Below are 26,769 nucleotides of genomic sequence, written 5' to 3' on the forward strand. Positions count from 1 at the left end.
CGATTCTTTCTCAGGCCTTTTGCAGCCTCCAGGTCCTGATTTCGAAAGGCATGATATCGGCTGCGCCTTTGCGTTCCATCGGTTCTTCGAGAATATTCAGCGGTCCGGATGCCTTCCAGCCCGACGGCAGCGACAGAGAAAGCTTGCCGCGGCGCCCTGCCGGTTCGTAGAGGCGAAGCACAAGCCCCTCGCCTTCTTCCGCAGACTTCAGCCCCGAGAAAGCAACCGGGGTCCCCTCCACCGAGACGGGAGACAGCGTGCCCACGGCCAGCCCGCTGGCCTCCACCGTCATCAGCGGCTGGTTGAGGTCGAGCGCCTCGTCGAGCACCCGGCCCTCATGCCATGCCCCTTCATGCGGCAACAGCGCATAGGTGAACTTCTGCGATCCCTCGTCGGCGAGCGGATCGGGATAGACCGGAGCACGCACGATGCTCATGCCGATGACGTTGCCGCGGGCGCTGTGGCCGTATTTGGCATTGTTGAGCAGCGCGACGCCGAAGCCCGGCTCGCTGATATCGACGAAGCGGTGAGCCGCCGCCTCGAACATCGCCTGCTCCCAGGAGGTGTTCGTATGCGTCGCGCGCTCGACAACGCCATAGGCGCATTCGAACGTCGCCGTACGGGCGCTGACGGCAACGGGGTTTAGCGTGCGCAGCAGCGTGCGGCGGTCGTGCCAGTCGATCTCGGTCTCGATATCGAGCCGCTTTCCATTGGCCGTCAGCACATAAGTATTGGTGACGCGCGAGTTCCGGTAACGGTGGACGACGCGGATCGACGCTCGCGATGGACCGCTCTCGACCAGCTCGATGCTCTCAGGCGTCTCCAGGCGGATGGCCTTCGCCGTATAGTCGACGTCCACGTCCCAGGCATCCCAGTTGCGCGGTTTGTCGGCCGGATAGACCCAGAGCTGGTTCGCCGAACCATCGATGGCCTCGCGGCCGCTCGCCTTGTGAACCAGACTCGTAACCGAACCATCCTTGCCGATGACGACAGCAAGATGGTCGTTCTCCAGCCCCTGCTTGGTCGCCTTCAAGGCGCCGGCCGCCTTCAGGCCATTGCGATCAAAGACCGCGACGGAGAGCGGCGCGACGATATCGGCAGACGAGATGACCGTGCCATCGGGAAGCGTCGCATTCAGCGGCCGCGGCGACAGTGACGGATTGACGGCAACGAGAGCGGAGGACACGCCACCCTTCGGCAACACGCCGGCGAGCGCATTGAGACCCGCAGCCTGTTCCTGGCGCGCATTACCGATGACGCCGTCGAGCTCGTGCTCGGCATCGGCGTAGACCTCGCGAATGCTCGACCCCGGCAGGATGTCATGGAACTCGTTCTTCAGCACCACGCGCCAATCGCTTTCGAGGCTGCGCGGCTTCTCCGCCCCCAGCATATGGGCGAGCGAGGCGATGGTTTCGGCGGTGATCAGGGCACGCTCGGCCTGGCGATGCTTGCGCTTGACGCCGCTCTGCGTCGTCAGCGTCGCGCGGTGCAGTTCGAGATAGATCTCCCCGTCCCAGACCGGAAGCTGCTTTTCGCCTGCGGCCTGATGCGCTCGCTTATAGAAGTCTTCGACCCGTCCCCAGCGCGCCTGCGGGATCGCCGGAAAGTCGCGAAGCTGCACTTCGCGCTCGACCATTTCAGGCGTCACGCCACCACCGCCATCGCCATAACCAACAGCAAGCAGCGACGTATCGTGCTGCGTCTTGCCGAGGAAATTCTTCCAGGTCGGCACGAAGCAATCCGGCTGCACGAAGCCGTTATAGCCATGCATCGGATTGTCAAAGGTGTGGGTCAGCACCTGGCTGCCATCCAGCCCCTTCCACCAGAAGAGATCCGACGGGATATGGTTCGTCTCACTCCAGTTGACCTTGATCGTAAAGAAGCTGTCAATGCCGCCGAGCCTGAGGATCTGGGGCAAGGCGCCTGAAAAGCCGAAGCAATCCGGCAGCCAGCAGACGGTGTGGCGGGTGCCGAACATCTTCTCGAAATAGCGCTGGCCGTACAGCACCTGGCGCGCCAGGCTTTCGCCTGTCGGCATATTGGTGTCGGGCTCGACCCACATGCCACCGACCGTCTCCCACTTGCCTTCGGCGACCTTTTCCTTGATCCGTTCCAGCAGTTCCGGATCGTCTTCTTCCATCTGCGCGTAATAATGCGCGGTCGACTGGTTGAAGCGGAAATCGGCGGAACGCTCCATCAGCGACAGTGCTGTATTGAAGGTCCGCCGCATCTTCCGACGCGTCTCGCGATAGGGCCAGAGCCAGGCGAGATCGATATGGGCATGGCCGGTCAGAAGCAGCTCACCGTTCGGCGGGAAGCGCTTCTGCAGCTCCTTCAGCCGGGCCAGCAGCGCATCATGGGCCGATTGCGCCAGACCGCTCTGCTCGTCATCGAGCCCGGCGGGGTCGGCCTGCAGCTCCGGCAGCTCCCAGATCTTCTGCTGCATGACGGCGCCCGACGTGCGCGACACATAGGCTGCAGTATCCGAGGGCCAATCGAGCGAAGCGAGCGCCTGCTCGGCCGCTTCGAGCAAATAGGGAACCGCCTCATGCTCGCCGAGGACGCCAGCGGCCTCGGCGATCTGCCGCAACAGCAGATGCAAGCGGTGCACCGGCTCGTCGAGCCAGATCAGCCGCGCCCTGTTCAGCCGCGGCGCCCGGTTCGGTTCGCCGAAGGGGAAGCGCGCGACGCTTTCCGTCGTGATCGAAAACACCCGGTCCTTGACCGGAAATTCCTGGTGATAGGGATCGAGACCGAAGGTCTCGGCTTTCCCGCCTGCATAGTTCAGCGTGATCAGGCTCTCGCCGCCAAGATCGAGCTGCAGGCGGATCTTGTCGAGCGGCCAGTCGGCCGGCGCCTTTGCCGAAGCCTGGAAATGCACCGTGCCGTTGCGATGCGGCCAGTCCTGACGATGGGCGATCGGCTCACCATCGAAGGTCCAGCCATCGATCGAAACACTGCGCCTGTCGCGCCAATGGGCGAGCTCGGCGGTGCGGGCCTTCAGGCTGTCTAGGCGTTGGGCAATGGTCAGAGACATGGCGTGTCCTATCGGAAATGTCAGCAACGGATCAGCGGGGAGAACGGGGGATCACGCGCAAAAAAGCGCGCCGCGCATCCGTCTCCTCCATCGGATCGCGCCACGCCTCTTAGATTAAGTAACTTTGTTTTCACGTCAAGGACGGATGAGATCGGTTATGGGAGATTTGCGCGAGTGGTGGCATCCGACGCCTCACGGACCTGCGCCTATTCGCGGTCGAACACTCTGCTGTAAGCCCGCTTGCCAGAGAACGAACGACAACTAGCTTTCAGCCAATCTACATTTCCGGGAGAAGCCGTCCCATGCAAAGCCAACGCAAGAGCCTGTTTCTCTCACTCGCTCTTGTCGCAGCAGGCATCCTTGCGTTCTTTCTTTTCCTCTTCTTGACCGGGGCATGACCCGGACGAGACGCCGCTGACGCTGGCGGAATGGATGCTGGCGGGGACGCTGATTGCACCGGGGTTCGCCTATCTCCTCCGATGGAGAGCGCAGAAGGATCGCTAGCTTCGCTCGATAACTGAGCCGCTACACACCGGGCGGCAGAGTCCCCCGGCTCGAAACCTCATATCCCAATCCGCGGAGCGCGCGGACGAGCGCCTGCGGTCCCTTGGTTTCCTCCACCCTCGTCTCGCCGACGCCTTCCCAGTAGCGGCGCTGCCAGTTGGAGAAGACCGCCTCGAATGCCCTGTAGTCGGCATCGGACATCGGGAAGGGTTCAGGAAAGTGGGCGACGTAGAGTGCGCCTGAATTCATCGATTCCCACTCGATGACGATCGTTCTCAATGCGGCGTCCTCCGGGACTGTGGTTTTGGTGACAATGCCAGCTGTTTCTGGAGGTCGTCCAGCATTGGCCGCTGTCCCTTGAGCATCTTTTCCGCCGCCTGTTCAAGCGAAAGCCATCCGGCGCGGTCAACCTCGGGAAAGCGCTTCCTTTTGCCGGATTTCGGTGGCCACTCGATTTCGAATTCTGTGCTCTCGATATGATCGGCATCGAGATCGGCTTCGAGATCGGCTTCGACCGACCAGGCGACGACGATCTTGCCGCCCGGCTGCTTGTATTCGCCGAGCAGGCGGAAGTCGCCTTCGATGACGACACCAAGTTCTTCGCGCGTTTCACGGATCGCCGCCTCGAGGTCCTCCTCTCCTGCTTCGACGATACCTTTCGGGATCGACCAGGCGCCCTCGTCCTTTCGCGCCCAGAAGGGGCCGCCGGGATGGGCGAGCAGCACTTCGGGGCCGCCGGCGGCGGCGCGATGGATGAGTAGGCCTGCGCTACGCACCGCCATCGGATACGCCCTTCACTTCTGGCAGAGCTTGGACATGTTGCGTTCGAGGCCGCGGCGCAGCGCGCCGGAGATCTCGTCCTTGAGGCTTTTGACCACGTCGCCGAGATTGCCGCCGGTATCGGTGATCTCGATCGAGCTCTCGGTGGTCTTGCAGGTCGCGAGATCGACATGGACGCTGACATCGGCGGTCGCCGAGAAGCCGCCCTGGATCATGGCATTGTCGGAGGTCTTGCAGGCGAGCGTGCCGCGAACCTTGGCGTCGGCAAGGTTGCCGTTCACCGATAGCTGCAGCTGGTCGATCTTCACATAGTCGAGCTTGTCGACCCCGATCTCGACGCTGACCCCGAAACTCGATGCCTTGGCCTTCAGCGATCGGCAGGGCTGGGCTTCGCCGATGGCGCGCTCCAGCGCATTTGCGGCACTTGCCGGAACGGGGATGGTCATCGGTGCGATCAAGGCCGCGGCGGCAAGCATGTTCATCGATCTGCGCATTGCATTCTCCTCGCAGCAGCGGCCGTTTTGTGAGGCCGCCGTCCTCATCTAGGATTCGCAGGCGCTTGTGCCATAAGCAAGGCGCCAATTGCCCGCATGCAAAGACTTGGAATTCTTCGGCAGGAAATCAGATACTTACGACAGGGTGGGCGTTACTTTCATCACTTTCTCGGCTAAAGAGCAGTGAAGCGCTCAAGGAAGTCGGTCATGCGGTATCTTCGATCAGGGCCGCGGCGTCAGGCCCAGGAGACGGGCGTTGCGCGGGGCAAAACGGTGGGGTTGCGATCCGGAGAGATCGCCGACCGGAATATCCGCGTCATCCTGGAGGCGATCCGGCGGCATGGGCCGCTGACGCGCATGGAGCTTGGCCAGCATTCCGGCCTGACCGGCCCCGGCATCACCAATATCCTGCGCCGCCTTGGCGAAGAAGGACTGGTCATCTCGAACCGGCGCAATGGCGCCGGCGGAGGTCCGACCGCGACGGAATTCGCGCTGCGGCCGGAAGGCGCGTATTCAATCGGCATCCGGGTGCGCGCCCGCCGCAGCGAGGCGGTGTTGATCGATCTCAGCGGCCAGGTCCACGACCGCATCTATTTCTCTCTCGATCCGGCGGCCCCCACGGCATCTGTCAGCGAGGCCATCGGATCGATGATCGAGCGCCATGCCGATCTGCCGGTCGTCGGCGTCGGCATTGCCTCAAACATCTGGAGCGAGGCTCAGAGCGAAGAGCTCGCCGCTCTATCCGGCCTGCCAAGGCCGGAGACGGAAAACGAATGCACCGCGGGCCTGCTCGCCGAGCGCACGATCGGCACGCCGGCGCCTGCGGGCGGCCTAGCGATGATCGTGCTCGATGACGACGTGCAGGCGGGATTTCTGGTTCGCGGCGTTCCCTATTCCGGCGTTCACGGCCGCGCCGGCGGTATCGGCGAGATGCGGACCGGGCCGGATAACGTTTCGCTGAACAAGGTCGCCGGTTTCGGCTCGCTTTGCGCTGCCGTCGGCAAGGAAGACTGCGCGCGGCTCCTGTCAGGCGAGGATATTTCCTCGCCGGAGCTGGCGCAATGGATCCGCGATGTGGCGAGCCACCTGCTCGATCCGATCATCGGCATTGCCGGTTTCGTCGCGCCTAGCGTCATCATGATCGGCAGCGACCTGCCGCGCGGCGTGATCGAGGCGCTGATCCATCAGCTGTCGGTGGAGCGCCGCGATACCTCGAAGCGCCCCTTCCTGACACCCTGGATCTCGCCGATGAAACCGGCAAGCTTCAGCGGCGGCGGCGTTGCGCTGGGGGCAGCACTCCTGCCCTTCCTCAACACGCTGCTGCCGCCGGTCTCGGGCTGATCTCAGGCCAGTGCCTCGTCCGTATGGCTGAGGTCGGAAGCGAGTGCCTTGTCCAGAACCTTCTGGATATTGGCAGCCCGCCGGAAGGACGGCTCCTGCGTCTTGCCGGCGCGAACCGCCTGCACGAAACGCTGGTAGTTGGTCTCGACAGGATCGAAGGGAACATCGCGCCAGGTCGCGGTGTGGACGTCCTCGCCGAGGCAGGTGCGCAGCGTCGACTTGCCGGTGTCGTAGATCATCTCGATCGATCCGGTCTCGCCATAGACGCGAAGGCGCAGCTGGTCCATCTGGCCGGCGGCGGTGCGGGTTGCCTGGATGGTACCGATTGCACCGGTGGTGAAATCGACATTCATCGTGAAGCTGTCATTGGCGTCGAGGTCGTACTCCCCGATCTTGTGGCCCGGGGCCTTGTTGAAGGTCTTCAGCCGGGCAAAGACATGCGCCACGTCGAGACCGGAGCCATAAGAGGCGAAGTCGACGATATGGATGCCGATATCGCCGAGCGCCCCGTTCGAGCCGTGTTTCTTGCTGAGGCGCCAGAGCCATTTGCTCTCGCTCTTCCAGTCGCCCCAGTGGCGGCCGACCAGCCAGCTCTGCAGATGCGAAGCCTCGACATGCCTGACCTCGCCGATCTCGCCGGCGAGCACCATCTGCCTGCCCTTCTGCAGTGCCGGCGAGTTGCGGTAGGTGAAATTCACCATGCCAACCTTGCCGGATTTCTCGATCGCCTCGGTCATCTCCATTGCCTTGGTGGCGTCGGTCGCCAGCGGCTTCTCGCAGAAGACGTGTTTGCCGGCGGCAATCGCCTGCAGCGTCGTCGGGTGGTGAATGCGATCGGGCGTCACGTTCGCCACCGCATCGAATTCGCCCCAGGTAAGCGCGTCCTCGAGCGAGCTGAACTGATGGGCGATACCGTGTTCGCTGCAGAAAGCCGCCAGCCGCTCGGGCACGACATCGACACCGCCGACGACGCTGACGCCTTCGATCTCCTTGAACCGCATGGCGTGCTGATTGGCCATTCCGCCAGTGCCGAGAATGAGTAATCGCATTCTATCCTCCATAGATATCGGGTGCGGCTGCCGCCACGGCAGCCGGGCAAAACACATCCTTTGCGTGTTGCGGATCTCCGCAAAACGCCTTGTCGATCTCGTTGGAAAGTGCGGTTCAGCCCGCCTAGCTTGTATTGAATGTCGCCAGCATCTCATTCCTCCCAAGTCTGGCTTGACATCAAATCAAAGTAACTTAATCTAATTAATGCAGCATGGAATTGAGGAGAGGTCAACTGACCACCAGGCTGTATCCGTTGAAAATGGGGAGGAGACCCATCATGAAGAGAGCGTTCGTCAGCGCATTAGCGCTGAGCACAATGTTATTTTCAGTGCCTGCCGCATTTGCCCAAGAACTGGCGACCAAGGACCGCATCGGCGCTGCCGATGCCCCGAAGACGCTCATCGTGCGGTTGACTAACGATAGTCCCAACAATGCCGACCCGGCGATTGCCGAAGGCTACCAGAAGCTGTTCGTCGAGTTCATCAAGAAGCATCCCGACTGGAAGCTGCAGATGCAGTTCATGTCGGCCGATATCGGCACCGAACAGGCCAAGATGCTGGAGCAGGCGAAGGCCGGCAACGCGCCCGATTGCGCCGCCGTCGACTCCTTCGTGCTGTCGCAGTTCATGGTCAACAAGGTCCTCGCCGACTTCACGCCCTATTTCTCGAAGGAAGAAATCGACGACCTCTTCCCCTTCATCCGCAGCGGCATCACCGACAAGGATCAGACGATCCGCGCCTGGTGGTGGGACACCGATCTGCGCGTCCTCTATCGCAACAAGTCGATCGTGGCTGATGCACCCCAGACCTGGGACGACCTGAAGAAGGCCGGCATCGCGTCCGTTGGCGAAGGCATGGAAGGTATCCTCTTCAATGCCGGCCGTTATGAAGGCTCGACCTTCGACTGGCTCGCGAACTACTGGGCGCTCGGCGGCAAGCTCGTCGACGATTCCGGAAAACCCGTCTTCGGCGAAGGCGACAACAAGGAGAAATTCCTCAAGGCCCTCAACTATTACAAGGACCTCGTCGATTCAGGCGCTGCGCCGAAGCGTGTCACCACGATCGGCAATTACGACGACCTGAACGCCGCAGCTGCGGCGGGCACCACGGCGCTCTTCATCGGCGGCAACTGGCAATACGCGCAGCTGAAGGCAACGCTCGACGAGGACGAGTTCAAGAACTGGACCTTCTCGCCGATCCCGGGCCCGACCGCCGATCAGCGCTCGACCGGCACAGGCGGCTGGACGATCGCGTCCTTTGCCAAGGACAAGGACAAGGTCGAGATGTGCGCCAACCTCGCCCGCGAGGTCTATATGGGGCCGGCCAACGCGCTGCAGCAGCAGCTGCCGACGCGCAAGTCGCTGTTCACGAAGTACGATGTCTTCGCGACCGAAGCCAACAAGACCTTCGCCGATGCCCTGGTGAATGGCCAGGCTCGCCCCGGTGCGCCGATCTATCCGGAGATCTCCAACCAGATCCAGATCATGATGGGCGACGTGCTGTCCGGCACCAAGAAGCCCGAAGATGCTCTGAACGCCGCGTTCAACGCGACGCTGGAGGCCTACAAGCGTCTCTAACGATTTGAGATCGCGGCGGCGCCCATGACGGGCGCCGCCGGTCCCGTCAAACCCGGATAGAGAAGCCCAATGAGCCCCATCGCCATCGAGGCTGCCAGCCCGCCTCACAGCAGATCGTTCATGCGCCGTTTCGCCGGGGCGCCCCTGCCCTGGATCATGCCCGTCATCATCGTCATCGGCATTTTCTATCTTTACCCGGTGATCGACGTCTTCCGGCTGTCCTTCACCAATGCGACGCTGATCGGCGATAACCAGGAATATACGTTCGGCTCGATCACCAACGCGCTGAGTTCGCCGCAGCTGCCCGATATCATGTGGGCCACCCTCGTCTTCGTCGGCGGCAGCGTCGTCGGCCAACAGATTCTCGGGATTGCCGTCGCGGTCGTCGTCGTTCGCGGCGAAAAGCGCGGCTTGTTCGGCACCACTATTCTCAGAACCACCGCCCTCGTCGCCTGGGTCGTGCCCGGAATTGCCGGTGGTATCATCTGGCAGATGCTGTTTTCCGAAGCGCCATACGGCGCGCTGAACAGTATCCTGCGGATGATGCATCTGCCCGTTGTCGCCTGGCTTTCGGATCCGTCGATCGCGCCATGGTCGGCGCTGATCTCCAACATCTGGCGCGGCACGGCCTTCTCGATGGTCGTCATGTATGCGGCGCTGAAGGCGATCGATCCCTCGCTCTACGAAGCGGCCGAAGTCGATGGCGCGACGGGCACTCAGCAGTTCTTCTTCGTCACGATTCCGCAGCTGCGCGCCGCGATCCTCGTCAACATGATCCTGATCACGATCATGACGCTCAACACCTTCGACGCGATCATCACGCTGACAGGAGGCGGCCCCGGCCGCGCGACCGAGGTGATCTCGCTGTATGTCTTCAACATCGTCTTCAGAAATTACGATCTGTCGGGAGGCAGCGTGCTGTCGGTGCTGATGCTGATCATCAGCCTCGGGCTTGCCTTCGTCTATGCGTCGTTCCTGCCGAAGGAGGAAGAGCAATGAGCAGCAGGCGCACCGGCACCCGTCTCGGCGACTTTCTGAGCTATCTGTTCATGCTGGCGATGTTCGTCTTCTTCGCTGGCCCCCTCAGCTATCTCCTGTCGATGGCGCTTCGCGACCGGCGGGAAATCTATCGCGGCGTCGCCCGCTACATCCCGCACAATCCGACGATGGAGAACTTCATCACGGTTCTCAACAATAGCTACTTTCCCATCTACCTCTGGAACGGCCTGAAGCTCGCCGCCCTCAGCGGGCTCGGGGTGCTGATCGTCGCGCTGCCTGCGGCCTATGCCTTCTCGCGCTTCCAGTTCCGCGGCAAGGGCCTGTCGATGATGGGTCTTCTGCTCTTCCAGATGATCTCGCCGCTGGTCATCATGGTTCCGCTCTACCGCTACATGAACAAGCTCGGCCTGCTCGACACGCATTTCGCCGTGGTCATGGTCTATATCGCGCTCGGCGTGCCGCTCGCGACATGGCTATTGAAGAGCACCGTCGACGGCATTCCGCGCAGCCTCGACGAGGCGGCGATGATCGATGGCTGCAATCGCTTCTCGGTCTTCTGGCGGATCGTCCTGCCGCTCTCGGCGCCGGGCATCGCGTCCGTCTTCATCATCACCGTCATTGCGGGCTGGTCGCAGTTCCTCGTGCCATTTCTGCTGCTGACGCAAAACAACTTGATGCCGATCGGCGTCGGGATCTTTAACTTCCGTGGCATGCAGACCGACTCGTCCATCCAGCTGCTCGCCGCCGCCTGCCTGATCTCCGTCGTACCGGCGATCGTGGCTTTCCTCTCGCTCCAGCGATTGATCCTGGGCGCGATGACAAGCGGCGCGGTGAAGGGATGAGAGCGGCTCTAATGTCGATGGAAGACGAAGGATCGCGATCATGAACCAGACCCCTGATGTCACGCTCTCCCCCGATCTCAGCGGGGCCAATGTCGAGGATGCGGGCGAGCATAACCGCGCGGTCGTGCTGCGCTGCATCCACCGGCAGGCGCCGATTTCGCGGGCGGAGATCGCCAGACAGACGGGCTTCACCAAGCCGGCGATCGCCCGCATCGTCGACCGCCTGCTCGACGAGGGGCTGATCATCGAGGCGCGGCGCCGCCACGGTTTGCGTGGCCAGCCGGCAATCGAGCTCGAGATCAATCCGGACGCCTTCTTCGCGATCGGCATCAATATCGACCGTGACCATCTGACCATCCTTGCAGTCGATGCCGTCGGCAATGTCCGCGCCCGCGTCCATCACGAGAAGCGCTACATCCTGCCGGCCGAATTCATGCAGCTGTCGGCGGACGCGATATCGCATTTCCAGCGCAGCCGCCTGATCGACGACGCGCATCTGGCCGGCATCGGCCTGGCGATGCCCGACTGGCTCGGCGAAATCGCCTTTCCCGGCCGGCCAGCCGACTACTGGGAATGGATGGAATTCGATGTGCGCGCCGCTCTCGAGGAGCTGACGCAGCATCCTGTTTTCATCGAGAACGAAACCAACGCTGCCGCACTGGCCGAACTCGATTACGGGCTCGGCGCCGAGAGCCTGAGCTTCCTTTATATCGCCGTCAACGCCTGCCCCGGCGGCGGTCTCGTTCTCGATGGCAACGGCCATCGCGGCGCCATGGGCCTCAGCGGTGAAATCGGCTGGGTGCCGATCGCCGACGGCAAGGACGAAAGCACACAGAAGGTTCGCCTGCTCGGCGAAATCTTCTCGCTCTTCTGCCTCTATCAGTTCCTGGCCGAGCATGGGATCAAGGTCAGCGTGCCCCAGGATCTCCTGACGCTCGATGCCCGCGGCAAGCGGCTGGTCTCGCAGTGGCTTAAGGAGATGAGCGCGCACCTCGCGGTCGCCGTCCGCCATGTCGGCATGATCGTCGATCCCGATGCCATCCTGGTCGGCGGGCGGCTGCCGATCCGCATGATCGACGAGCTGTTGCGCTATGTGCATGAGCATCTGGACGCCAGCGACGGCGCCCTGCCCTCGATCCACCGCGCCTCGCTCGGCGAGGATGCCTCGGCGATCGGGGCGGCCGCCATGCCGATGGCCGCCGCCCTGATGCTGGCGTCATCGGATGAGGTTCAACGTACCCGTTCACCGCTGAAATACATGGATCGCCTGAACAATTAGCACGGCCGCTGCGGCGGCGCATGGGAGGATTTTGATGAGGATCGGTTTCTATACGTCGACGTTCAACGACCGGCCGCTTGAAGAAGTGGTGGATTTCGCAGCTTCCGCCGGTTTCGATGCCATCGAGATCGATGTCGGCGGGCACATCAAGACCCCTGACAGGGTGAAGGCCGCCGTCTCGCTTGCCCGCGAGCGCAACCTCTTCGTCTCCTCGATCACCTATTTCGGCAACCAGCTCGACGCCGATAATGCCAAGCGCAAGGATCTGCGCTCGCGCACCGCGGAATTCGCCCAGGCGATCGGCGAAACCGGCGTGCCGGTTTTCGTCATCTTCCCGGGCCGCAATGACGATGCCAGCGACGACGCCAACTACGACGATTTTGCAACCTATGTGAACGGCCTGATCGCCGAGACCGCGTCCAGCGGCCTGACCTTTGCGATCGAGAACTGGCCGGGGCCGAAGGACAATTTCGTCGGCACAACGCCGAAAGGTTACGAGGAGCTGTTCAAGCGCATTCCCGACCGGCGTTTCGGGCTCGAATTCGACCCCTCGCATTTTCTGCGGACGGGTATCGATCCCTATCTGGCGCTGGATGCCGTCAAGGATCGCATCGCCATCCTGCATGCCAAGGACACGGCGGTCGATGCGACCGCGCTGCAGGCCGTCGGTTATCACGGCAAGGGCTGGTGGCAGTACAAGCTGCCGGGTCTTGGCTTGCTCGACTGGTCGAGGTTCCTGAAGCAGGCGCGCAGCTACGGCTTCGACGGCACGATTTCCATCGAGCATGAGGACGCCGCCTATGGCTGGCCGGGCAAGGACCTGGAGGCCCGCAAGGAGGGCGAACGCGTCGGCCTCGGCTATCTCAGAACCGTCTTGGACAAGCTTTGATCGCAGCCTGGGGAGGACGATAATGGCTCATGTTTCAGTCAATAATGCTCGCAAGGACTACGGCGCGTTCAAGGCTATCAAGGGTGTCTCGGTCGATATCCGCGACGGCGAATTCGTCGTCCTCGTCGGCCCGTCCGGCTGCGGAAAGTCGACGCTGCTCAGAATGATCGCCGGGCTCGAAGGCATCACGTCGGGCGAGATCCAGATCGGCAAGCACGTCGTCAACGAGCTGGCGCCGAAGGACCGGGACATCGCCATGGTGTTCCAGAACTACGCGCTCTACCCGCATATGACCGTTGCCAAGAACATGGGCTTTTCGCTGCGGCTGAAGCGCATGCCGCGGGCGGAGATCGACAAGCGGGTCGGCAATGCCGCAAAAATCCTCGGCCTCGAAAGCCTGCTCGAACGCTATCCGAAGCAACTTTCGGGCGGCCAGCGCCAGCGCGTTGCCATGGGCCGGGCGATCGTGCGCGATCCCGCCGTCTTCCTGTTCGACGAGCCGCTTTCCAATCTCGACGCCAAGCTTCGCGTGCAGATGCGCTCCGAGATCAAGGAACTGCACCAGCGGCTGCAGACGACAACGATCTACGTCACCCACGACCAGATCGAAGCGATGACCATGGCCGACAAGATCGTCGTCATGAGAGACGGCCGCATCGAGCAGTCGGGCTCGCCGCTCGACCTCTATGACCGCCCCAACAATCTCTTCGTCGCCGGGTTCATCGGCTCGCCCGCGATGAACTTCATCAAGGGCAGCATGACGGATGCGGGCTTCCGCACCGAGGATGGCATCACCCTGCCGAGCGACCGTCGCCCCGCCGACGCGGTGACCTATGGGATCCGCCCGGAGCATTTGCAGCTCGACCCAAATGGCATCGAGATCACCACCGTCGTCGTCGAGCCCACCGGATCGGAAACACTGGTGATCGCCCGGCTCGGCGCGCAGACGATCAGCTGCGTCTTCCGCGAGCGGATCAGGGCAGCACCCGGCGATGTCCTGAAGGTGGCGCCCATTCACGATGCCGTACATCTCTTCGGCGCCGACGAGCAGCGCATCGTCAGCGGGGAAGCCCGGCTCAACTGATAGGGCGTGACAAGCCGCCGATAATTTGCGATGACCGTGGTGTTGAGAGACAGGGGCGTTCGCCGAAAGGCGGGCTGAGAAGTACCCTTCGAACCTGAACCAGATAATGCTGGCGGAGGGAGTCGCTCGAGGCCCTTCGCTTTCGTTCGTCAGGCCTCCCGCGTCTTGCCCCGCCCCAGAAGGGACGCAAGATGACGACTTCGAGATCACCCGGACAATTGCTGACCGCGCTGCGCGCCGCGCCGCCGCTCGTTCAATGCATTACCAACTATGTCGCGATGAACATCGCCGCCAATGTCGTGCTGGCCGCGGGCGCCTCGCCCGCCATGGTCCATGCCGAAGAGGAAGCCGGTGAATTCGCCGCATTCTCCGGTGCACTGACCATCAATATCGGCACGCTCTCGCCCGCCTGGGTCAGCGGCATGAAACAGGCGGCGAAGGCTGCTGCGCGCAACGGCAAGCCCTGGGTTCTCGACCCCGTGGCGCATTACGCCACGGGCTTTCGCCGCGAAAGCGTCGCCGCACTTCTCGACCTCAACCCGGCGATCATCCGCGGCAATGCATCCGAAATCATCGCGCTGGCCGGCAGCGAAAGCCGCGGCCAGGGCGTCGATAGCCGCGATCCCGTCGAGCAGGCGGAAGGGGCCGCCGGCAGCATCGCGGCGCAATATGGCGCCGTTGTCGCGGTCACCGGCCCGGTCGACTTCGTTACTGACGGCACCCGCGCCGTTCGCATTTCCGGCGGCTCGCCGCTGATGCCGCAGATCACCGCGCTCGGCTGCTCGCTGACCTGCCTGACCGGCGCCTTCGCTGCGATCGCCCCTGACGAGACCTTCGATGCGACGGTTGCCGCTCTCGCAATGTTTGCCGTTGCCGGCGAACAGGCGGCACAGGAAGCCAAGGGCCCTGGCTCCTTCTCCTGGCGTTTCCTCGATGCGCTTGCCGCGCTCGATGGTCCGGCGCTCGACGCCGCAGCAAGGATCAGCCAGGCGTGAAGAGCTTCAACCTCTCCCTTTATCTCGTCCTAGACCCGGAGCTCTGCGCCGGGTACGGGCTTGTCGAGACCGCTCGTGCAGCGGTTGCCGGTGGGGCGACCATCGTGCAGCTGCGCGACAAGACGGCGAGTACCCGGCAGATGATCGAGACGGGCCGGGCACTGCAGCGGGTCCTGTCAGGAAGCGGAGCACTGCTTGTCGTCAATGACGACGTCGAAGCGGCAATCGCGCTCAACGCCGATGGGCTGCATATCGGCCAGGAAGACCTCGGCGCCGCCGAGGCCCGCCGCCGCATCGGGCCTGATATGATTCTCGGCCTCTCCGTCGAGACGCCTGAACTTGCCGCAGCCGTAGATCCCGCGATCGTCGACTATGCGGGGATCGGCCCCGTTTTCGCGACGGCGACCAAGCCGGATCACAAGCAACCGATCGGCATCGCAGGTCTGGAGGAGCTGGTTCGTGTCTGCCCGGTTCGCTCAGTGGCAATCGGCGGCCTGAAGGCGGAACATGTGGAGCCAGTGCTCGCAACGGGCACTGAAGGGCTTGCGGTCGTCTCGGCGATCTGTGGCCAGCCGGATCCACAAGCGGCGACGGCTGCAATCGCCGAACGCATCAGAAAGGCAGGACAATGATCCGCAACGTTCTCTCGATCGCCGGCTCCGACCCATCGGGCGGCGCGGGCATCCAGGCCGACCTCAAGGCATTCTCCGCCCGCGGCACCTATGGCATGGCTGTGCTCACCGCCTTGACTGCGCAGAACACCACCGGCGTCTCGGCAGTGCAGACCGTCTCGCCGGATTTCGTCGCCGAGCAGATCCGCATGGTCTTTGCCGATGTCCGCGTCGATGCCGTCAAGATCGGCATGATAGCCAATGCCGGGATCGCTGAGGCAATTGCCGATGCGCTGCATCCGCATCGCGGCATCCCGCTGGTGCTCGACCCCGTGATGATCGCCAAGGGCGGTGCCGCCCTCCTCGATATCGCCGCGATCGGCGCGCTCACCGACCGTCTTCTGCCGCTGGCAACGATGCTGACCCCAAACCTGCCCGAAGCGGCGGCGCTGCTCGGCGAGGATCATGCCCAAGACCGCGATGCCATGCAGCAGCAGGCGCGCAAACTGCTGGATCGCGGACCGCGCATGGTACTGTTGAAAGGCGGCCATCTCGGCGGCACTGACAGCCCCGATGTGCTGGCAAGCGCGGACCATATCACCTGGTTCGAGGCGCCAAGGGTTCCGACGAAGAATACGCACGGCACCGGCTGCACGCTGTCGAGCGCCTTGGCGGCCGAGCTTGCGAAGGGCAAAACGCCTGAAGCAGCGGTCGCGATCGCCAAGCGCTATCTCGCCGATGCCGTTGCGGTTGCCGATACGCTCACCGTCGGTTCCGGCCACGGCCCGGTGCAGCACTTCCACGCGCTCTGGGACAAGGCCGATCTCTAAGATTCAGACCTTCGGCTTCCTTGTCTGCGGATAGATCGTCTCGCCTTTCGCCAGCATCTCGACGAAGGTGGCGATCTTCCGCTCGCGGCCCGCGGGCGTCTTCATATTGTGCACGCGGAAGGCTAGCGCGAAGCGGTTTTGCGCGCTGAGCGCCGCAAGCATCGCTTGCGCCTTGGGATCGGCATCGATCGCCGCCTGCAGATCGTCGGGGATCTTCAGGTCCTTGCCGCTGCCATAGGCCCGGTCCCATCGCCCATCGGCTTTCGCGGCCTCGACCTCGCGAAGGCCATGCTCGGTCATCCGGCCCTCGTCGACCAGGCGGGCGACATTGTTGACGTTGATCTGGCTCCAGATGCTCTTCCTGCCGCGCGGCGTATAGCGCTGGAGGTAGCTCTTTTCGTCCAGGCTTTTCTTCACCGCATCGATCCAGCCCCAGCAGAGCACAGCGTCGATCGCCTCGACCGGCGTGATCGACGGCAAGCCGGATGCGACCTTGAAGATGCGGATCCAGACCTCGCTTTCGCGGTCGTGATGCACAGCCAGCCAGTCGTAGAAATCCTGCTTCGTCTTGAATTCGCGAACCTTCTGCGGATCGACCTTTATCGGCGCCAACCGTCTGCTCTCCCATGATGCCATGCTGCGGCCATGGTAGCGGCCGCGGCGCAAACGGCAACATCAGGATTTGACCGCGCCCGCCGTCAGGCCGGCGATGATGTGTCTCTGGGCCAGGAAGAAGACGATGACGGTCGGCATGATCGTCAGGGTGATGAAGGCCAGCACCAGCTGCCATTCCGTGCCGAACTCGCCGCGATAGACCATGATGCCGAGCGGCCAGGGATATTTCGATTCCGAATTCAGCATGATCAGCGGCAGAATATAGCTGTTCCAGCTGCCGACGAAGGAGATGATGCTGACGGTGGCGATGATCGGCCGCGACAGCGGCAGCGAGATGTACCAGAAGAAGCGCATGTAGCCGCAGCCATCGACGAAAGCCGCTTGGAACAATTCTTCCGGAAGGTTGCGAAAATAGTTTCTAAAAAGCAGAATGCTCATGCCGAGGCCGAAGGCCACCTGCGGCAGCACCACGCCCCAATAGGTATCCAGCAGTCCTAGATCGCGGATGCGGATGAAGAGCGGCAGGATGGCGGTCGCCGCGGGAAACATCAGGCCGAGCAGGAAGTAGTTCAACAGGAAGGACGAGCCGAAGAAGCGCACATGCGCGAAGGTGAAGGCCGCCATCGACGAGACGATCAGCGTCAGCGACACTGTGAGGACGGCGATGACCAGCGAATTGAAGATCTGCAACCAGTAGCGCTCGCCGAACAGGATATCCGTATAGTTCGACCATTGCCATGTGGCGGGCAGGCCGAACGGATTGACGCGCAGGTCGCCGAGCGTCTTGAAACCGCCGAGCGCCGTGGTCAGCAGCGGGACCAGCACCAGAGCGGCGATGAGCGTCAGCGAGACGTAGAGATAGACCTTCGTCGTCGCGGGCATGCGAATGGTGTCGGTCGTATCAGTCATTGCGCATGAATATCCTTTTGTAGCCGAAGGCGAGCGTGACGCAGATGATGAACAGCACGACGCCGACGGCGCTGCCGAGGCCGACCTGCATGCGCATGACGCCGTAGGTGTAGAGGAAGGTCACCATCGTCTGCGTCGAGTTCGAGGGACCGCCGCCGGTGAGCGGCATGATCATGTCGAAGAGCTGCAGGGAGCCGATGACGGCAAAGAAGATCGAGAGCCTGAGCGTCGAGCCGAGCAGCGGCAGGGTGATGTAGCGGAACTTCTGCCAGCCGGAGGCCCCGTCGATATCGGCCGCTTCGAGCACGTTCTTGTCGACCGATTGCAGGCCGGCGATGAACAGCATCATGTGGAAGCCGAAATACTTCCAGACGACGACGCCGAGCACCGCATAGATCGCCACGTCCTTGTCGGCGAGCACATAGGGATTGGCCATGCCGAAAAAGCCAGCGATCGCGGCAAACAGCCCGTAGTCGCCGTCATAGACGAAGCGCCAGATCAGGCCGGCGGCGACATCGGCGAGAACATAGGGCAGGAAGAAGATCAGCCGGTAGGTGACGACGCCGGGGATGCGATGCGCCAGCATCGTCGACAGCCAGATCGCCAGCGGCACCTGGATGGCGATGGAAACGACGATGATCAGGCCGTTGTTGATCAGCGCCTGGCTGAAGGCGGCATTGCGGAACAGGACCTGGAAATTCTTGAGCGCGATATATTCGGTCGGCGTGCCGTAGCCGTTCCACTTGTAGAGGCTGTACCAGGCCGCCTCGCCCATCGGCATGATGACGAAGAGCGTGAAGAGGATCAGCGCCGGCGGCAGGAAGAGCAGCAGCACCGCCCAGCGGTCATGCGCGATCGAACTGCGGTTCTTTCGGGCGGCCTTGCTAGGCGGCGCGGTCCGAACGCCTGATGAAACGGAAATCTCAGCCATATGTCCTGCCTTCGCATGCGCGTGTCATATCCCGGCGCCGCGCGGCGCCGGGAGTGCTTGCTGGGAGGCTTATTGCTCGAGTTCGAACGCGTCCTGAATCTGCTGGGCACCATCCTTGGAGCTCATCTGGCCCGAGACGATTTCCACCGAGACATCGTTGACGACACGGCCGACGGCAGCGCCGAGATCCTGGTCGAAGAAGTTCTGGTGCCAGGTGGAGCCAGCCAGCTGCTTGGCGGATTCAGCGAGTAGCGGGTTGACGACCCCATCATCGGCGCCGACGGCGACCGGCAGCAGCATGGCGTTCTTCGCCATCTCGCGTTCGTTGTCGGCGTTGGTCAGGTAAGCGAGGAAATCGAGCGCTTCCTTGGATGCCTTCTTGGTGACCGCCCAGCCGTTCAGGCCGCCGAGCGTATCGGTTGCCTTGCCGGCACCGCCTTCGACGGTCGGGAATGCGAAGCGGCCGATATTGTCGGGGGCGAGACCCTTGCCGTCACCGGCATTCTTGCGCTGGTTGGCTTCGGTATTTTCAAAGCCGAGGATCATCGCCGCCTTGCCGTCGCCGAAGACGCCGAGCGCCTGCGGCCAGGTCACGCCGAGATAGCCGGGCTGGAAAGGCTCCAGCTTGCCAAGCTCGGCCAGATCGTCGCCGGCCTTGATGATGGCGGGATCGAGGAAGCCTTCGCCTTCGCCCTTCTTGGCGGCATCGAAGACCTTCTGGCCGCCCTCGCGCATGACGAGGTAGCTCCAGTAGAAATGGATCGGCCACTTCTCGCCACCGCCACCGGCGATCGGCACGACGCCGGCATCCTTCAGCTTCTTCACCGCATCAAGGAAGTTCGCCCAGCTCTTGATATCCTCGGCCTTCACGCCTGCCTTGGCGAAAAGCTCCTTGTTGTAGAAGAAGCTGACCAGGCCGACCTTGTAGGGAACCGCCCAGACCTTGCCGTCAAAGGTCATGCCGTTGACGGAGGCCGGGGTGAACTGGTTGCGCAGCTTGCCACCGTCAGCGTCAAGCGCGGGGGTAACCTCCTGCAGCGCGCCGGTCTCCGACTGCTGCTTCAGGACGCCGCCGCCCCAGGTGTAGAAGAAATCAGGCACGTCGTCCGATTGCAGAAGCGTCGGCAGCTTGGCCTTGAAGGCCTCGTTTTCCAAAAACTGCATCTGGATATCGACATCGGGATGCAGCTCTTCGTATTTCTTGACGATCTCTTCCCACTTCGCCACGAATTTCGGATCAAGCTCCAGATGCAGCCATTTGACGACCGTTTTGGCCGAGGCGGCACCGGCGCCGAGCATCAGCGAGACCCCTGCGGCGGCGGCCAGAAATGCAATGCGCTTGCCGCGAAGGGCCAGGCCCTTGTGCATATACGTCATGATTTTCCTCCCAGGGGAACTGTCCTCACCAATTTTTCCCCAATGCGGAATAATTCAATGGAGCTTGGCCCGATTGTCAACCCGACCGCCTGATTTTTTACCATTCACGCTTGACACCGGGCGGGATGTGCCTGTTATTTAATTCGCACCCCGACGAAATTATATGGCTGTTTCGGCCAGAGATGCGATTGCCCGGCTAGTTTTTCATGAAGACCGCAGACCCCGAATTGATGCGTGCAATCAATCGCTTGAACGTGCTGGACACGATCCGGCGTCACGGGCCGATTTCGCGCGTGGAGATCAGCGAGCGCACCGAGCTTTCGACGACAACCGTCTCGGCGATCACCGCGTCGCTGCTCGACGACGGCCTGATCCTGCCGCGCCACGAAGGCGATATCCGCAACGAGGCGGCGCGCGGCAGACCGCGCGTGATGCTGGAACTGAACCCGGACGCCGCCCGCGTCGTCGGTGCCAAGATCGCCGCCAACCGCATGATCTTCGTTGTCACCGATTTTCGCGGCGACGTGCTCTCGAAGCTGACGCTGCCGATCCGCATCGACCGCCAGCCGATCGCCGTGATCGCCGATCTCGTCGAGGATGGCGTGCGCCGCTGCGTCGTCGATGCCGGACTGTCGCTGGAGGATGTCGATACCGTCTGCCTCGGGCTGCCCGGCGTCATCGAGCACCGCACCGGCCATGTGCGCAGCAGCCCGATCTTCCGCGATGCGAACGTCGATTTCGCAGCCGAGATGACGGCGCGGCTTGGCACCTCGACGATCGTCGAGAGCGACGCGCATGCGATCACGCTTGCCCATCACTGGTTCGGTAGGGCGCGCGATCTCGAAGATATGGTATTGATTTCGCTCGAACAAACGCTCGGGCTGGGGGTGCTGCACGGCAACCAGCTGTTCCGTGGCGCCGGTGGCCTCAGCCACAATCTCGGCGACCTCGTGCTCGGTATGGGACCGCAGGGAACGGTCCGGCTTTCAACGCAGGCGGGCGAGAGCGCCATCCTCGGAGACCAGCAGGCGGACGGACGCTTCGCCGAAGCGATCCGTCTCGGCCGCGGCATGACCCATGCCCAGGCGCTGATCAAGGCCGAGGACAATACGCTGATCGCCTCGGCGATCCGCGCCGGTGAGGCCGTCGGGCTGACGATCGCCAATATCGTCACCCTGTTCGCCCCACCGCGCGTCATCCTCGTCGGCTCCAGTCTGGCGCTCGGCGAACCCTTTCTGAACAGCCTGCGCGATGCCTATGCGGTGGCAATCCCGCCGTCGCTGAAGGGCGTCACCGAACTCGTCTTCGACGATTCCAGCGACGATTTCTGGGCACAGGGTGCTGCCGCCGTCGCGCTTTACGAACTCTATGAATCGCCCTGGAGCACCACGGGGCCGGCGCTTTAGGGCGCTGACGACAGAATATCCATCGGGAGGAAAGCATGGACAAGGTCGGTATCGGCATCATCGGATGCGGCAATATTTCGGGCGCCTATCTGAAGGCGATGGCCTCCTTCCCGATCCTCGATATCAGGGGCGTGGCCGACCTGAACCGCGAACTCGCCGACGCCAAGGCCGCCGAATTCAACGTTCCCGCCAGGAATATCGATGAGCTCTTCGCCGATCCCAAGATCGAGATCATCGTCAATCTGACGGTGCCGAAAGCCCATGTCGCCGTTGCGCTGCAGGCGCTTGAGGCAGGCAAGCACACCTATTCCGAAAAGCCGCTCGGCATTAATTTCGCGGAAGGGAAAAAATTGGCGGAGGCCGCGAAGGCAAAGGGTCTGCGCATCGGCGCGGCACCCGATACCTTCCTCGGCGGCGGCCATCAGACGGCGCGTGCGCTGATCGACAAGGGCGTGATCGGCCAGCCGGTCGGCGGCACCGCCACCTTCATGTGCCCCGGCCACGAGCGCTGGCATCCGAACCCTGCCTTCTATTATGAAGTCGGCGGCGGCCCGATGCTCGATATGGGTCCCTATTACATCACCGACCTCGTCAATCTCTTCGGCCCGGTGGCGCAGGTCGCGGGCTTTGCCGTCTCGCCGCGCAAGGAGCGCGTCGTCACCAGCGAGCCGCGAAGCGGCGAAAAGATCCCGGTTCACGTGCCAACCCATGTCGCCGGTGTCATGGCCTTTGCCAATGGTGCGGTCGTCCAGATCGGCATGAGCTTCGATGTCGCGGGACATAAGCATGTGCCGCTGGAAGTCTACGGCACCGAGGGCACGCTGATCGTGCCGGATCCGAACCACTTCGGCGGCGAGGTGCAGTTCCTCAAGAAGGGCGGCAGCTTCGAGCCGCAGGACCTGAGCTCACCTTACGCCGATGGCAATTACCGCTCGATCGGCGTCGCCGATCTTGCCCATGCCATCCGCTCGAACCGGCCGCACCGCGCCAATGGCAGCCTGGCGCTGCATGTGCTCGAGGTCATGGAAGCCTTCCATACGGCGTCCGAAAGTGGCCGAACGGTCACCATCACCACGGCAACCGAGCGGCCGGCGCCGCTCTCGGAATCGCTCGTCGACGGGCGGCTCGCCAAGTAATTTCAGGAGGAATGGAAATGCGTGAAGCACTGATCGTCTGGGGCGGATGGAGCGGCCACGAGCCGCAGGAATGCGCGGCCATCATCAAGGACATGCTGGAGGAGGACGGCTTCAAGGTCTATGTCGAGCACAGCACCGAAGCCTTCGCCGACCCTTCCGTGCACGACCTCAGCCTCGTCGTGCCGATCGTGACGATGTCGAAGATCGAGAAGGAAGAGATCAAGAATCTCGCGGCCGCCGTCGAAAATGGCGTCGGCATTGCCGGCTATCACGGCGGCGCCGGCGACAGCTTTCGCGAGTGCGTCGAATACCAGTTCATGATCGGCGGCCAGTGGGTTGCCCATCCGGGCAATATCATCGACTACAAGGTCAACATCACCCGCCCGGACGATCCGGTCATGGAGGGGATCACCGATTTCCCCTACACGTCGGAGCAATATTACATGCATGTCGACCCCTCGAACGAGGTGCTGGCGACGACGACCTTTACCGGCGACCACGCCTACTGGATCGATGGAGTCGTCATGCCCGTCGTTTGGAAGCGCAAATATGGCAAGGGCCGGGTCTTCTATTCCTCGCTCGGCCACCAGGCCAAGGAATTCAGCGTGCCGCAGATGAAGACGATCTTCCGCCGTGGTGCCAACTGGGCAGCCAGGTAAATATCTGATCTTTCGCGTTTCTTTGATGGCCCGGCCCTGCGCCGGGCCATTTTCATTGGGCGCGGCACGGCGCGGCCTTCTGTCATCCGCCAGATTCCCTGTTGACAAGACTGATCGAAATCGCGAAGTCTATGTCATTAAAAGGGGATACATTCCGTAATAACGGAATATATGGAGGATCACAGGTGCCCGACCTGCTGGTGAGCTTATATTCGAAAAAGCTCGACGAACTCAAATCAAAGGCGGTTGAAACCGGTGTCAAAATCCGGCCTGCCTTGCCGCCGGAAATGCATGTCGTCACCTCCTGGGTCCGCGAACATTTCAGCGAGAACTGGGCAAGCGAAGTCACCGTCGCCTTTTCCCGCCAGCCGAATGCCTGTCTCATCGCCGTCGAGGACGGAAAGCTGCTCGGCTTTGCCTGCTACGACACGACTGCTCGCGGCTTCTTCGGCCCGACGGGCGTTGCCAGGGAGGCCCGCGGCAAGGGCATCGGCCTGGCGCTGTTTTCCGCCTCCCTGCAGACCATGAAGACCCTCGGTCACGCCTACGCCTTCATCGGCGATGCGGGCCCCGTCGATTTCTACGCCAAGACTGCCGGCGCCGTGCCGATCCCCGCGCCCGACAAGGGCGTTTACGAAGGCATGCTCAGAAGCGCGCCGAAGACCTGACATTTCAAGACCGGAGCATAAAGAGTGTCCAAGACCCCCCTCGCCCTTTTCGTCGGCATGCCGAATCCCACCCTGTCGGACGACGAATTTGCGATGTTTCGCGAAACCAACCCGCTCGGCCTCTTCGTCGGCCGCCGCAACCAGAGAAGAACCCGGAACAGGTCCGTATCCTGATCGACCGCTTCCGCGAAGCCGTCGGCCGCGATGACGCACCTGTCTTTACCGACCAGGAAGGCGGCCGCGTACAGCATCTCGACGCCGGCCCCTGGCCGCTGTTCCGCAGCTTCTGCGCCTTTGCCGAGCTCGCCGGACGTGATTTCGAACTCGGCAAGCGTGCCCTTCGTCTTTCCTCCCAGGCCATGGGGGCGATGATGACGGAACTTGGCCTTTCGAGCGGCTGCTCGCCGGTGCTCGATCTCGTCTTTTCGACGACGAGCGCTGTGATCGGCGCCCGCTCCTTCGGCCCGGATCCGGATTTTATCGCCGCCCTCGGCCGCGAGGTCGTCGATGGCCTGCTCGAAACCGGCAACATGCCTGTCATGAAGCACATCCCGGGCCACGGCCGCGCGACGCTCGATTCCCACAAGGAACGCCCTGTCGTCGACGCCTCCCGCGAAACGCTCGAAGCGACCGATTTCAAGCCTTTCGTGGCGCTGAAGGATACGCCCTGGGCCATGGTCGCCCATGTCGTCTATTCGGCCTATGACAAGGAACTGCCCGCCTCCATCTCGCCGGTCATGCATGACGTGATCCGCAAGGACATGGGCTACGAAGGCGTGCTGATCTCCGACTGCATCTTCATGGAATCGCTGCAGGGCACCATGCCGGAGCGCGTCGCTCAGGTTCTGGATGCCGGCTTCGACATCGCGCTCCACAGCCATGGCGACATCCCGGAAAGCGAAGCGGCCGCCAAGGCCGCCCGCCCGCTGACCGACGCCGCGATCGCCCGCATCGAGGCCGGCAAGGCCCGCCTCGGCAATCTCAAGATCGACGTCCGCGCCGCCCATGCGGAAGTCGAGGACATGTTCAAGACCGTGCTGGCCGCCTGACCAGCACGGATCGCGAAGTAACCAAGCAAGGGGAATAAAGTGAAAAAATACATATTCGCCGCCGCGACAGCTCTGTCACTGCTGTCCGGCACCGCCATGGCGCAAACCGTTTTGACCGCGAACATCGAGCCGGCAACGACCTGGGTGCGCAACTTCAACCCGTTCAACCAGACGTCCTCACGCCAGTCGACGCTCGACTTCATCTACGAGCCGCTGGTCATCTTCAACCGCTTCGACAGCAACAAGCCGGTCTATCGCCTGGCCGAAAGCTTCAAGCAGTCTGATGACCTGAAGACGATCGAATTCAAGCTGCGCGACGGCCTCAAGTGGTCGGACGGCAAGCCGCTGACCTCCGCGGACGTCAAGTTCACATACGAATACCTGAAGAAGTTCCCGGCGCTCGATTTCGTCAGCATCTGGAGTTTCATCACCGGCGTCGAAGCCGTCGACGGCCAGACCGTCCGTTTCACGCTGAAGGACCCGAGCTCGCTCGCCGCCGAGCAGCTGTCGCAGCTGCCGATCGTTCCCGAGCATGTCTGGAAGGACGTTGCCGATCCGGTCACCTTCGCCAACGAGACCCCTGTCGGCAGCGGCCCGCTCACCGAAGTTCCGCGCTTTACCGGCCAGACCTATGACCAGTGCCGCAACCCGAATTACTGGGATGCCGAGCACCTGAAGGTCGACTGCATGCGCTTCCCGCAGCTCGCCGACAACAACCAGATCCTGACGGCGACCGCCGACGGCACGCTGGACTGGGGCGTCTCCTTCATTCCTGACATCGACAACGTCTATGTCTCGAAGGACCCGGACCACTATCACTACTGGTATTCGCCGAGCAGCATGGTTGCCTTCCTGTTCAACCAGGAAACGGCGAACGAAGCCAACAAGAAGGCGTTCAACGACGTCAAGTTCCGCCGCGCGGTCTCCATGGCACTCGACCGCAAGACGATGATCGACGTTGCCGGCTACGGCTACCCGACGCTGAACGAAGACCCGGGCCTGATGGGCGAGCTCTACAAGAGCTGGGCGGACCCGTCCGTGAAGGCCGACTTCGGCAAGTTCGCCGCCTATGACGCCGACGCCGCAAAGGCGCTGCTCGACGAGGCCGGCTACAAGGACAAGGACGGCGACGGCTTCCGCGACAACCCGGATGGTTCGAAAATCTCGTTCACGATCATCGTTCCGAACTCCTGGACCGACTGGATCGACACCGTCAACATCGCCATCGAAGGCATGCAGGCGGTCGGCGTCGACGCCAAGATCGAGACCCCCGAGGAAGCCGTCTGGACCTCGGACCTCATCGAAGGCAAGTTCGACGCGGCGATCAACAGCCTTCCGGCATCGTCCTCGCCCTACTATCCCTACAAGCGCGCCTTCAGCGCTTCGGACAAGGGCAAGACGCGCTTTACGGCACAGCGTTGGTTCAGCCCTGAAGTCGAAGACCTCGTCACCCAGTTCACGCACACTGCCGATCTCGACAAGCAGAAGGAAGCGATGAACAAGGCTCAGCGCATCGTCGCCGAGAACCTGCCGATGATCCCGGTCTTCAACAATCCGAACTGGTATCAGTACAACACCAAGCGCTTCACCGGCTGGTCGACCAAGGAGAACCCCTTCGTCAATCCGTCCATCTCGCGCACCAACCCCGCTCGCCTTCTGAACCTGCTCGCCCTCGAGCCGGTCAAGTAAGCAACGGAGCTTCGGGAGC

24 protein-coding genes, 1 pseudogene and 1 riboswitch are annotated in these 26,769 nt (G+C 62.6%); of the genes and pseudogenes, 16 read left to right on the top strand and 9 right to left on the bottom strand.

Features of this window, described 5'->3' with window-relative positions:
* Window positions 1-10: 10 nt before the first annotated feature.
* The 4 genes from ABIE40_RS25860 to ABIE40_RS25875 all read right to left on the bottom strand — a co-directional run bounded on the left by ABIE40_RS25860 (window position 11) and on the right by ABIE40_RS25875 (window position 4,803).
* Entirely contained in the window at window positions 11-3,037 is a 3,027-nt protein-coding gene (locus ABIE40_RS25860; RefSeq protein ID WP_199625308.1) for an alpha-mannosidase, read from the bottom strand.
* A 525-nt stretch (window positions 3,038-3,562) separates the two neighbouring features.
* Window positions 3,563-3,820 (bottom strand): hypothetical protein, encoded by a 258-nt coding sequence (locus tag ABIE40_RS25865; RefSeq protein ID WP_199625309.1) that lies wholly within the window; start codon window positions 3,818-3,820, stop codon window positions 3,563-3,565.
* Window positions 3,817-4,323: an NUDIX hydrolase gene (locus tag ABIE40_RS25870; protein ID WP_199625310.1), complete on the bottom strand. Its 507-nt coding sequence runs from the start codon at window positions 4,321-4,323 to the stop codon at window positions 3,817-3,819. Before ABIE40_RS25870 ends, ABIE40_RS25865 begins: the two co-directional genes overlap by 4 nt.
* Window positions 4,324-4,335: 12 nt before the next feature.
* Window positions 4,336-4,803: an LBP/BPI/CETP family protein gene (locus ABIE40_RS25875; protein WP_502944827.1), complete on the bottom strand. Its 468-nt coding sequence runs from the start codon at window positions 4,801-4,803 to the stop codon at window positions 4,336-4,338.
* Between the two features lie 219 nt (window positions 4,804-5,022).
* On the opposite strand from ABIE40_RS25875, the gene ABIE40_RS25880 reads away from it, so the two are divergent.
* Window positions 5,023-6,156 carry an ROK family transcriptional regulator gene (locus ABIE40_RS25880; protein ID WP_199625312.1) on the top strand — a complete coding sequence of 378 codons (1,134 nt, stop codon included), beginning with the start codon at window positions 5,023-5,025 and terminating at the stop codon, window positions 6,154-6,156.
* Window positions 6,157-6,158: 2 nt separating this feature from the next.
* Here the strand turns inward: ABIE40_RS25880 and ABIE40_RS25885 are convergent, their stop codons facing one another.
* Window positions 6,159-7,205 carry a Gfo/Idh/MocA family protein gene (locus ABIE40_RS25885; protein WP_199625313.1) on the bottom strand — a complete coding sequence of 349 codons (1,047 nt, stop codon included), beginning with the start codon at window positions 7,203-7,205 and terminating at the stop codon, window positions 6,159-6,161.
* 278 nt (window positions 7,206-7,483) lie between these two features.
* Between ABIE40_RS25885 and ABIE40_RS25890 the strand changes: the two genes are divergently transcribed.
* The 9 genes from ABIE40_RS25890 to thiD all read left to right on the top strand — a co-directional run bounded on the left by ABIE40_RS25890 (window position 7,484) and on the right by thiD (window position 16,311).
* Entirely contained in the window at window positions 7,484-8,782 is a 1,299-nt protein-coding gene (locus tag ABIE40_RS25890; protein WP_112712052.1) for an extracellular solute-binding protein, read from the top strand.
* A gap of 69 nt (window positions 8,783-8,851) precedes the next feature.
* Window positions 8,852-9,781 carry a carbohydrate ABC transporter permease gene (locus tag ABIE40_RS25895; protein ID WP_112712054.1) on the top strand — a complete coding sequence of 310 codons (930 nt, stop codon included), beginning with the start codon at window positions 8,852-8,854 and terminating at the stop codon, window positions 9,779-9,781.
* Window positions 9,778-10,623, top strand: a complete 846-nt coding sequence (locus ABIE40_RS25900) for a carbohydrate ABC transporter permease (protein ID WP_112712056.1) — start codon at window positions 9,778-9,780, stop codon at window positions 10,621-10,623. Before ABIE40_RS25895 ends, ABIE40_RS25900 begins: the two co-directional genes overlap by 4 nt.
* A 40-nt stretch (window positions 10,624-10,663) precedes the next feature.
* Window positions 10,664-11,902 carry an ROK family transcriptional regulator gene (locus ABIE40_RS25905; RefSeq protein ID WP_199625314.1) on the top strand — a complete coding sequence of 413 codons (1,239 nt, stop codon included), beginning with the start codon at window positions 10,664-10,666 and terminating at the stop codon, window positions 11,900-11,902.
* A 34-nt stretch (window positions 11,903-11,936) separates the two neighbouring features.
* On the top strand, window positions 11,937-12,791 hold the full coding sequence (locus ABIE40_RS25910; RefSeq protein ID WP_199625315.1) for a sugar phosphate isomerase/epimerase family protein: 855 nt from the start codon (window positions 11,937-11,939) through the stop codon (window positions 12,789-12,791).
* A 22-nt stretch (window positions 12,792-12,813) separates the two neighbouring features.
* On the top strand, window positions 12,814-13,875 hold the full coding sequence (locus ABIE40_RS25915; RefSeq protein WP_199625316.1) for an ABC transporter ATP-binding protein: 1,062 nt from the start codon (window positions 12,814-12,816) through the stop codon (window positions 13,873-13,875).
* Between the two features lie 41 nt (window positions 13,876-13,916).
* Window positions 13,917-14,013, top strand: a riboswitch (TPP riboswitch).
* A gap of 53 nt (window positions 14,014-14,066) precedes the next feature.
* Window positions 14,067-14,870, top strand: a complete 804-nt coding sequence (gene thiM / locus ABIE40_RS25920; RefSeq protein ID WP_199625317.1) for a hydroxyethylthiazole kinase — start codon at window positions 14,067-14,069, stop codon at window positions 14,868-14,870.
* Window positions 14,867-15,502, top strand: coding sequence for a thiamine phosphate synthase (thiE, locus tag ABIE40_RS25925; protein WP_199625318.1), 636 nt, complete (start codon window positions 14,867-14,869; stop codon window positions 15,500-15,502). Before thiM ends, thiE begins: the two co-directional genes overlap by 4 nt.
* Window positions 15,499-16,311 (top strand): bifunctional hydroxymethylpyrimidine kinase/phosphomethylpyrimidine kinase, encoded by an 813-nt coding sequence (gene thiD, locus ABIE40_RS25930; protein WP_199625319.1) that lies wholly within the window; start codon window positions 15,499-15,501, stop codon window positions 16,309-16,311. The genes thiE and thiD overlap by 4 nt, the downstream gene beginning before the upstream one ends.
* Before the next feature lie 3 nt (window positions 16,312-16,314).
* Here thiD and ABIE40_RS25935 read toward each other — a convergent pair whose 3' ends face one another.
* From ABIE40_RS25935 to ABIE40_RS25950, 4 genes are all read right to left on the bottom strand, one after another.
* Entirely contained in the window at window positions 16,315-16,923 is a 609-nt protein-coding gene (locus ABIE40_RS25935; protein ID WP_199625320.1) for a YdeI/OmpD-associated family protein, read from the bottom strand.
* Window positions 16,924-16,986: 63 nt separating this feature from the next.
* Complete coding sequence (locus ABIE40_RS25940; protein ID WP_199625321.1) at window positions 16,987-17,835, bottom strand: carbohydrate ABC transporter permease; 849 nt, start codon at window positions 17,833-17,835, stop codon at window positions 16,987-16,989.
* Complete coding sequence (locus ABIE40_RS25945; protein ID WP_112712072.1) at window positions 17,828-18,766, bottom strand: carbohydrate ABC transporter permease; 939 nt, start codon at window positions 18,764-18,766, stop codon at window positions 17,828-17,830. Before ABIE40_RS25945 ends, ABIE40_RS25940 begins: the two co-directional genes overlap by 8 nt.
* A gap of 69 nt (window positions 18,767-18,835) precedes the next feature.
* Entirely contained in the window at window positions 18,836-20,143 is a 1,308-nt protein-coding gene (locus tag ABIE40_RS25950; protein WP_130283752.1) for an ABC transporter substrate-binding protein, read from the bottom strand.
* A gap of 206 nt (window positions 20,144-20,349) precedes the next feature.
* Here ABIE40_RS25950 and ABIE40_RS25955 point away from each other — a divergent pair, with 206 nt between their 5' ends.
* The 6 genes and pseudogenes from ABIE40_RS25955 (at window position 20,350) to ABIE40_RS25980 (ending at window position 26,750) form a co-directional block, all read left to right on the top strand.
* Complete coding sequence (locus ABIE40_RS25955; RefSeq protein WP_199625322.1) at window positions 20,350-21,549, top strand: ROK family protein; 1,200 nt, start codon at window positions 20,350-20,352, stop codon at window positions 21,547-21,549.
* Between the two features lie 35 nt (window positions 21,550-21,584).
* Complete coding sequence (locus tag ABIE40_RS25960; RefSeq protein WP_199625323.1) at window positions 21,585-22,685, top strand: Gfo/Idh/MocA family protein; 1,101 nt, start codon at window positions 21,585-21,587, stop codon at window positions 22,683-22,685.
* A gap of 17 nt (window positions 22,686-22,702) precedes the next feature.
* Window positions 22,703-23,344 (top strand): ThuA domain-containing protein, encoded by a 642-nt coding sequence (locus ABIE40_RS25965; protein WP_112712080.1) that lies wholly within the window; start codon window positions 22,703-22,705, stop codon window positions 23,342-23,344.
* Between the two features lie 185 nt (window positions 23,345-23,529).
* Window positions 23,530-24,012, top strand: coding sequence for a GNAT family N-acetyltransferase (locus ABIE40_RS25970; RefSeq protein ID WP_112712082.1), 483 nt, complete (start codon window positions 23,530-23,532; stop codon window positions 24,010-24,012).
* A 24-nt stretch (window positions 24,013-24,036) separates the two neighbouring features.
* A pseudogene (locus ABIE40_RS25975) lies at window positions 24,037-25,061 on the top strand (glycoside hydrolase family 3 N-terminal domain-containing protein).
* A gap of 39 nt (window positions 25,062-25,100) precedes the next feature.
* The gene (locus ABIE40_RS25980) at window positions 25,101-26,750 is read left to right on the top strand and encodes an ABC transporter substrate-binding protein (protein ID WP_199625325.1); all 1,650 of its coding nucleotides are present in this window, start codon (window positions 25,101-25,103) and stop codon (window positions 26,748-26,750) included.
* Window positions 26,751-26,769 lie beyond the last annotated feature (19 nt).

It is taken from the genome of Rhizobium sp. OAE497, from assembly GCF_040546565.1.
In the GTDB taxonomy this organism is placed as follows: domain Bacteria; phylum Pseudomonadota; class Alphaproteobacteria; order Rhizobiales; family Rhizobiaceae; genus Rhizobium.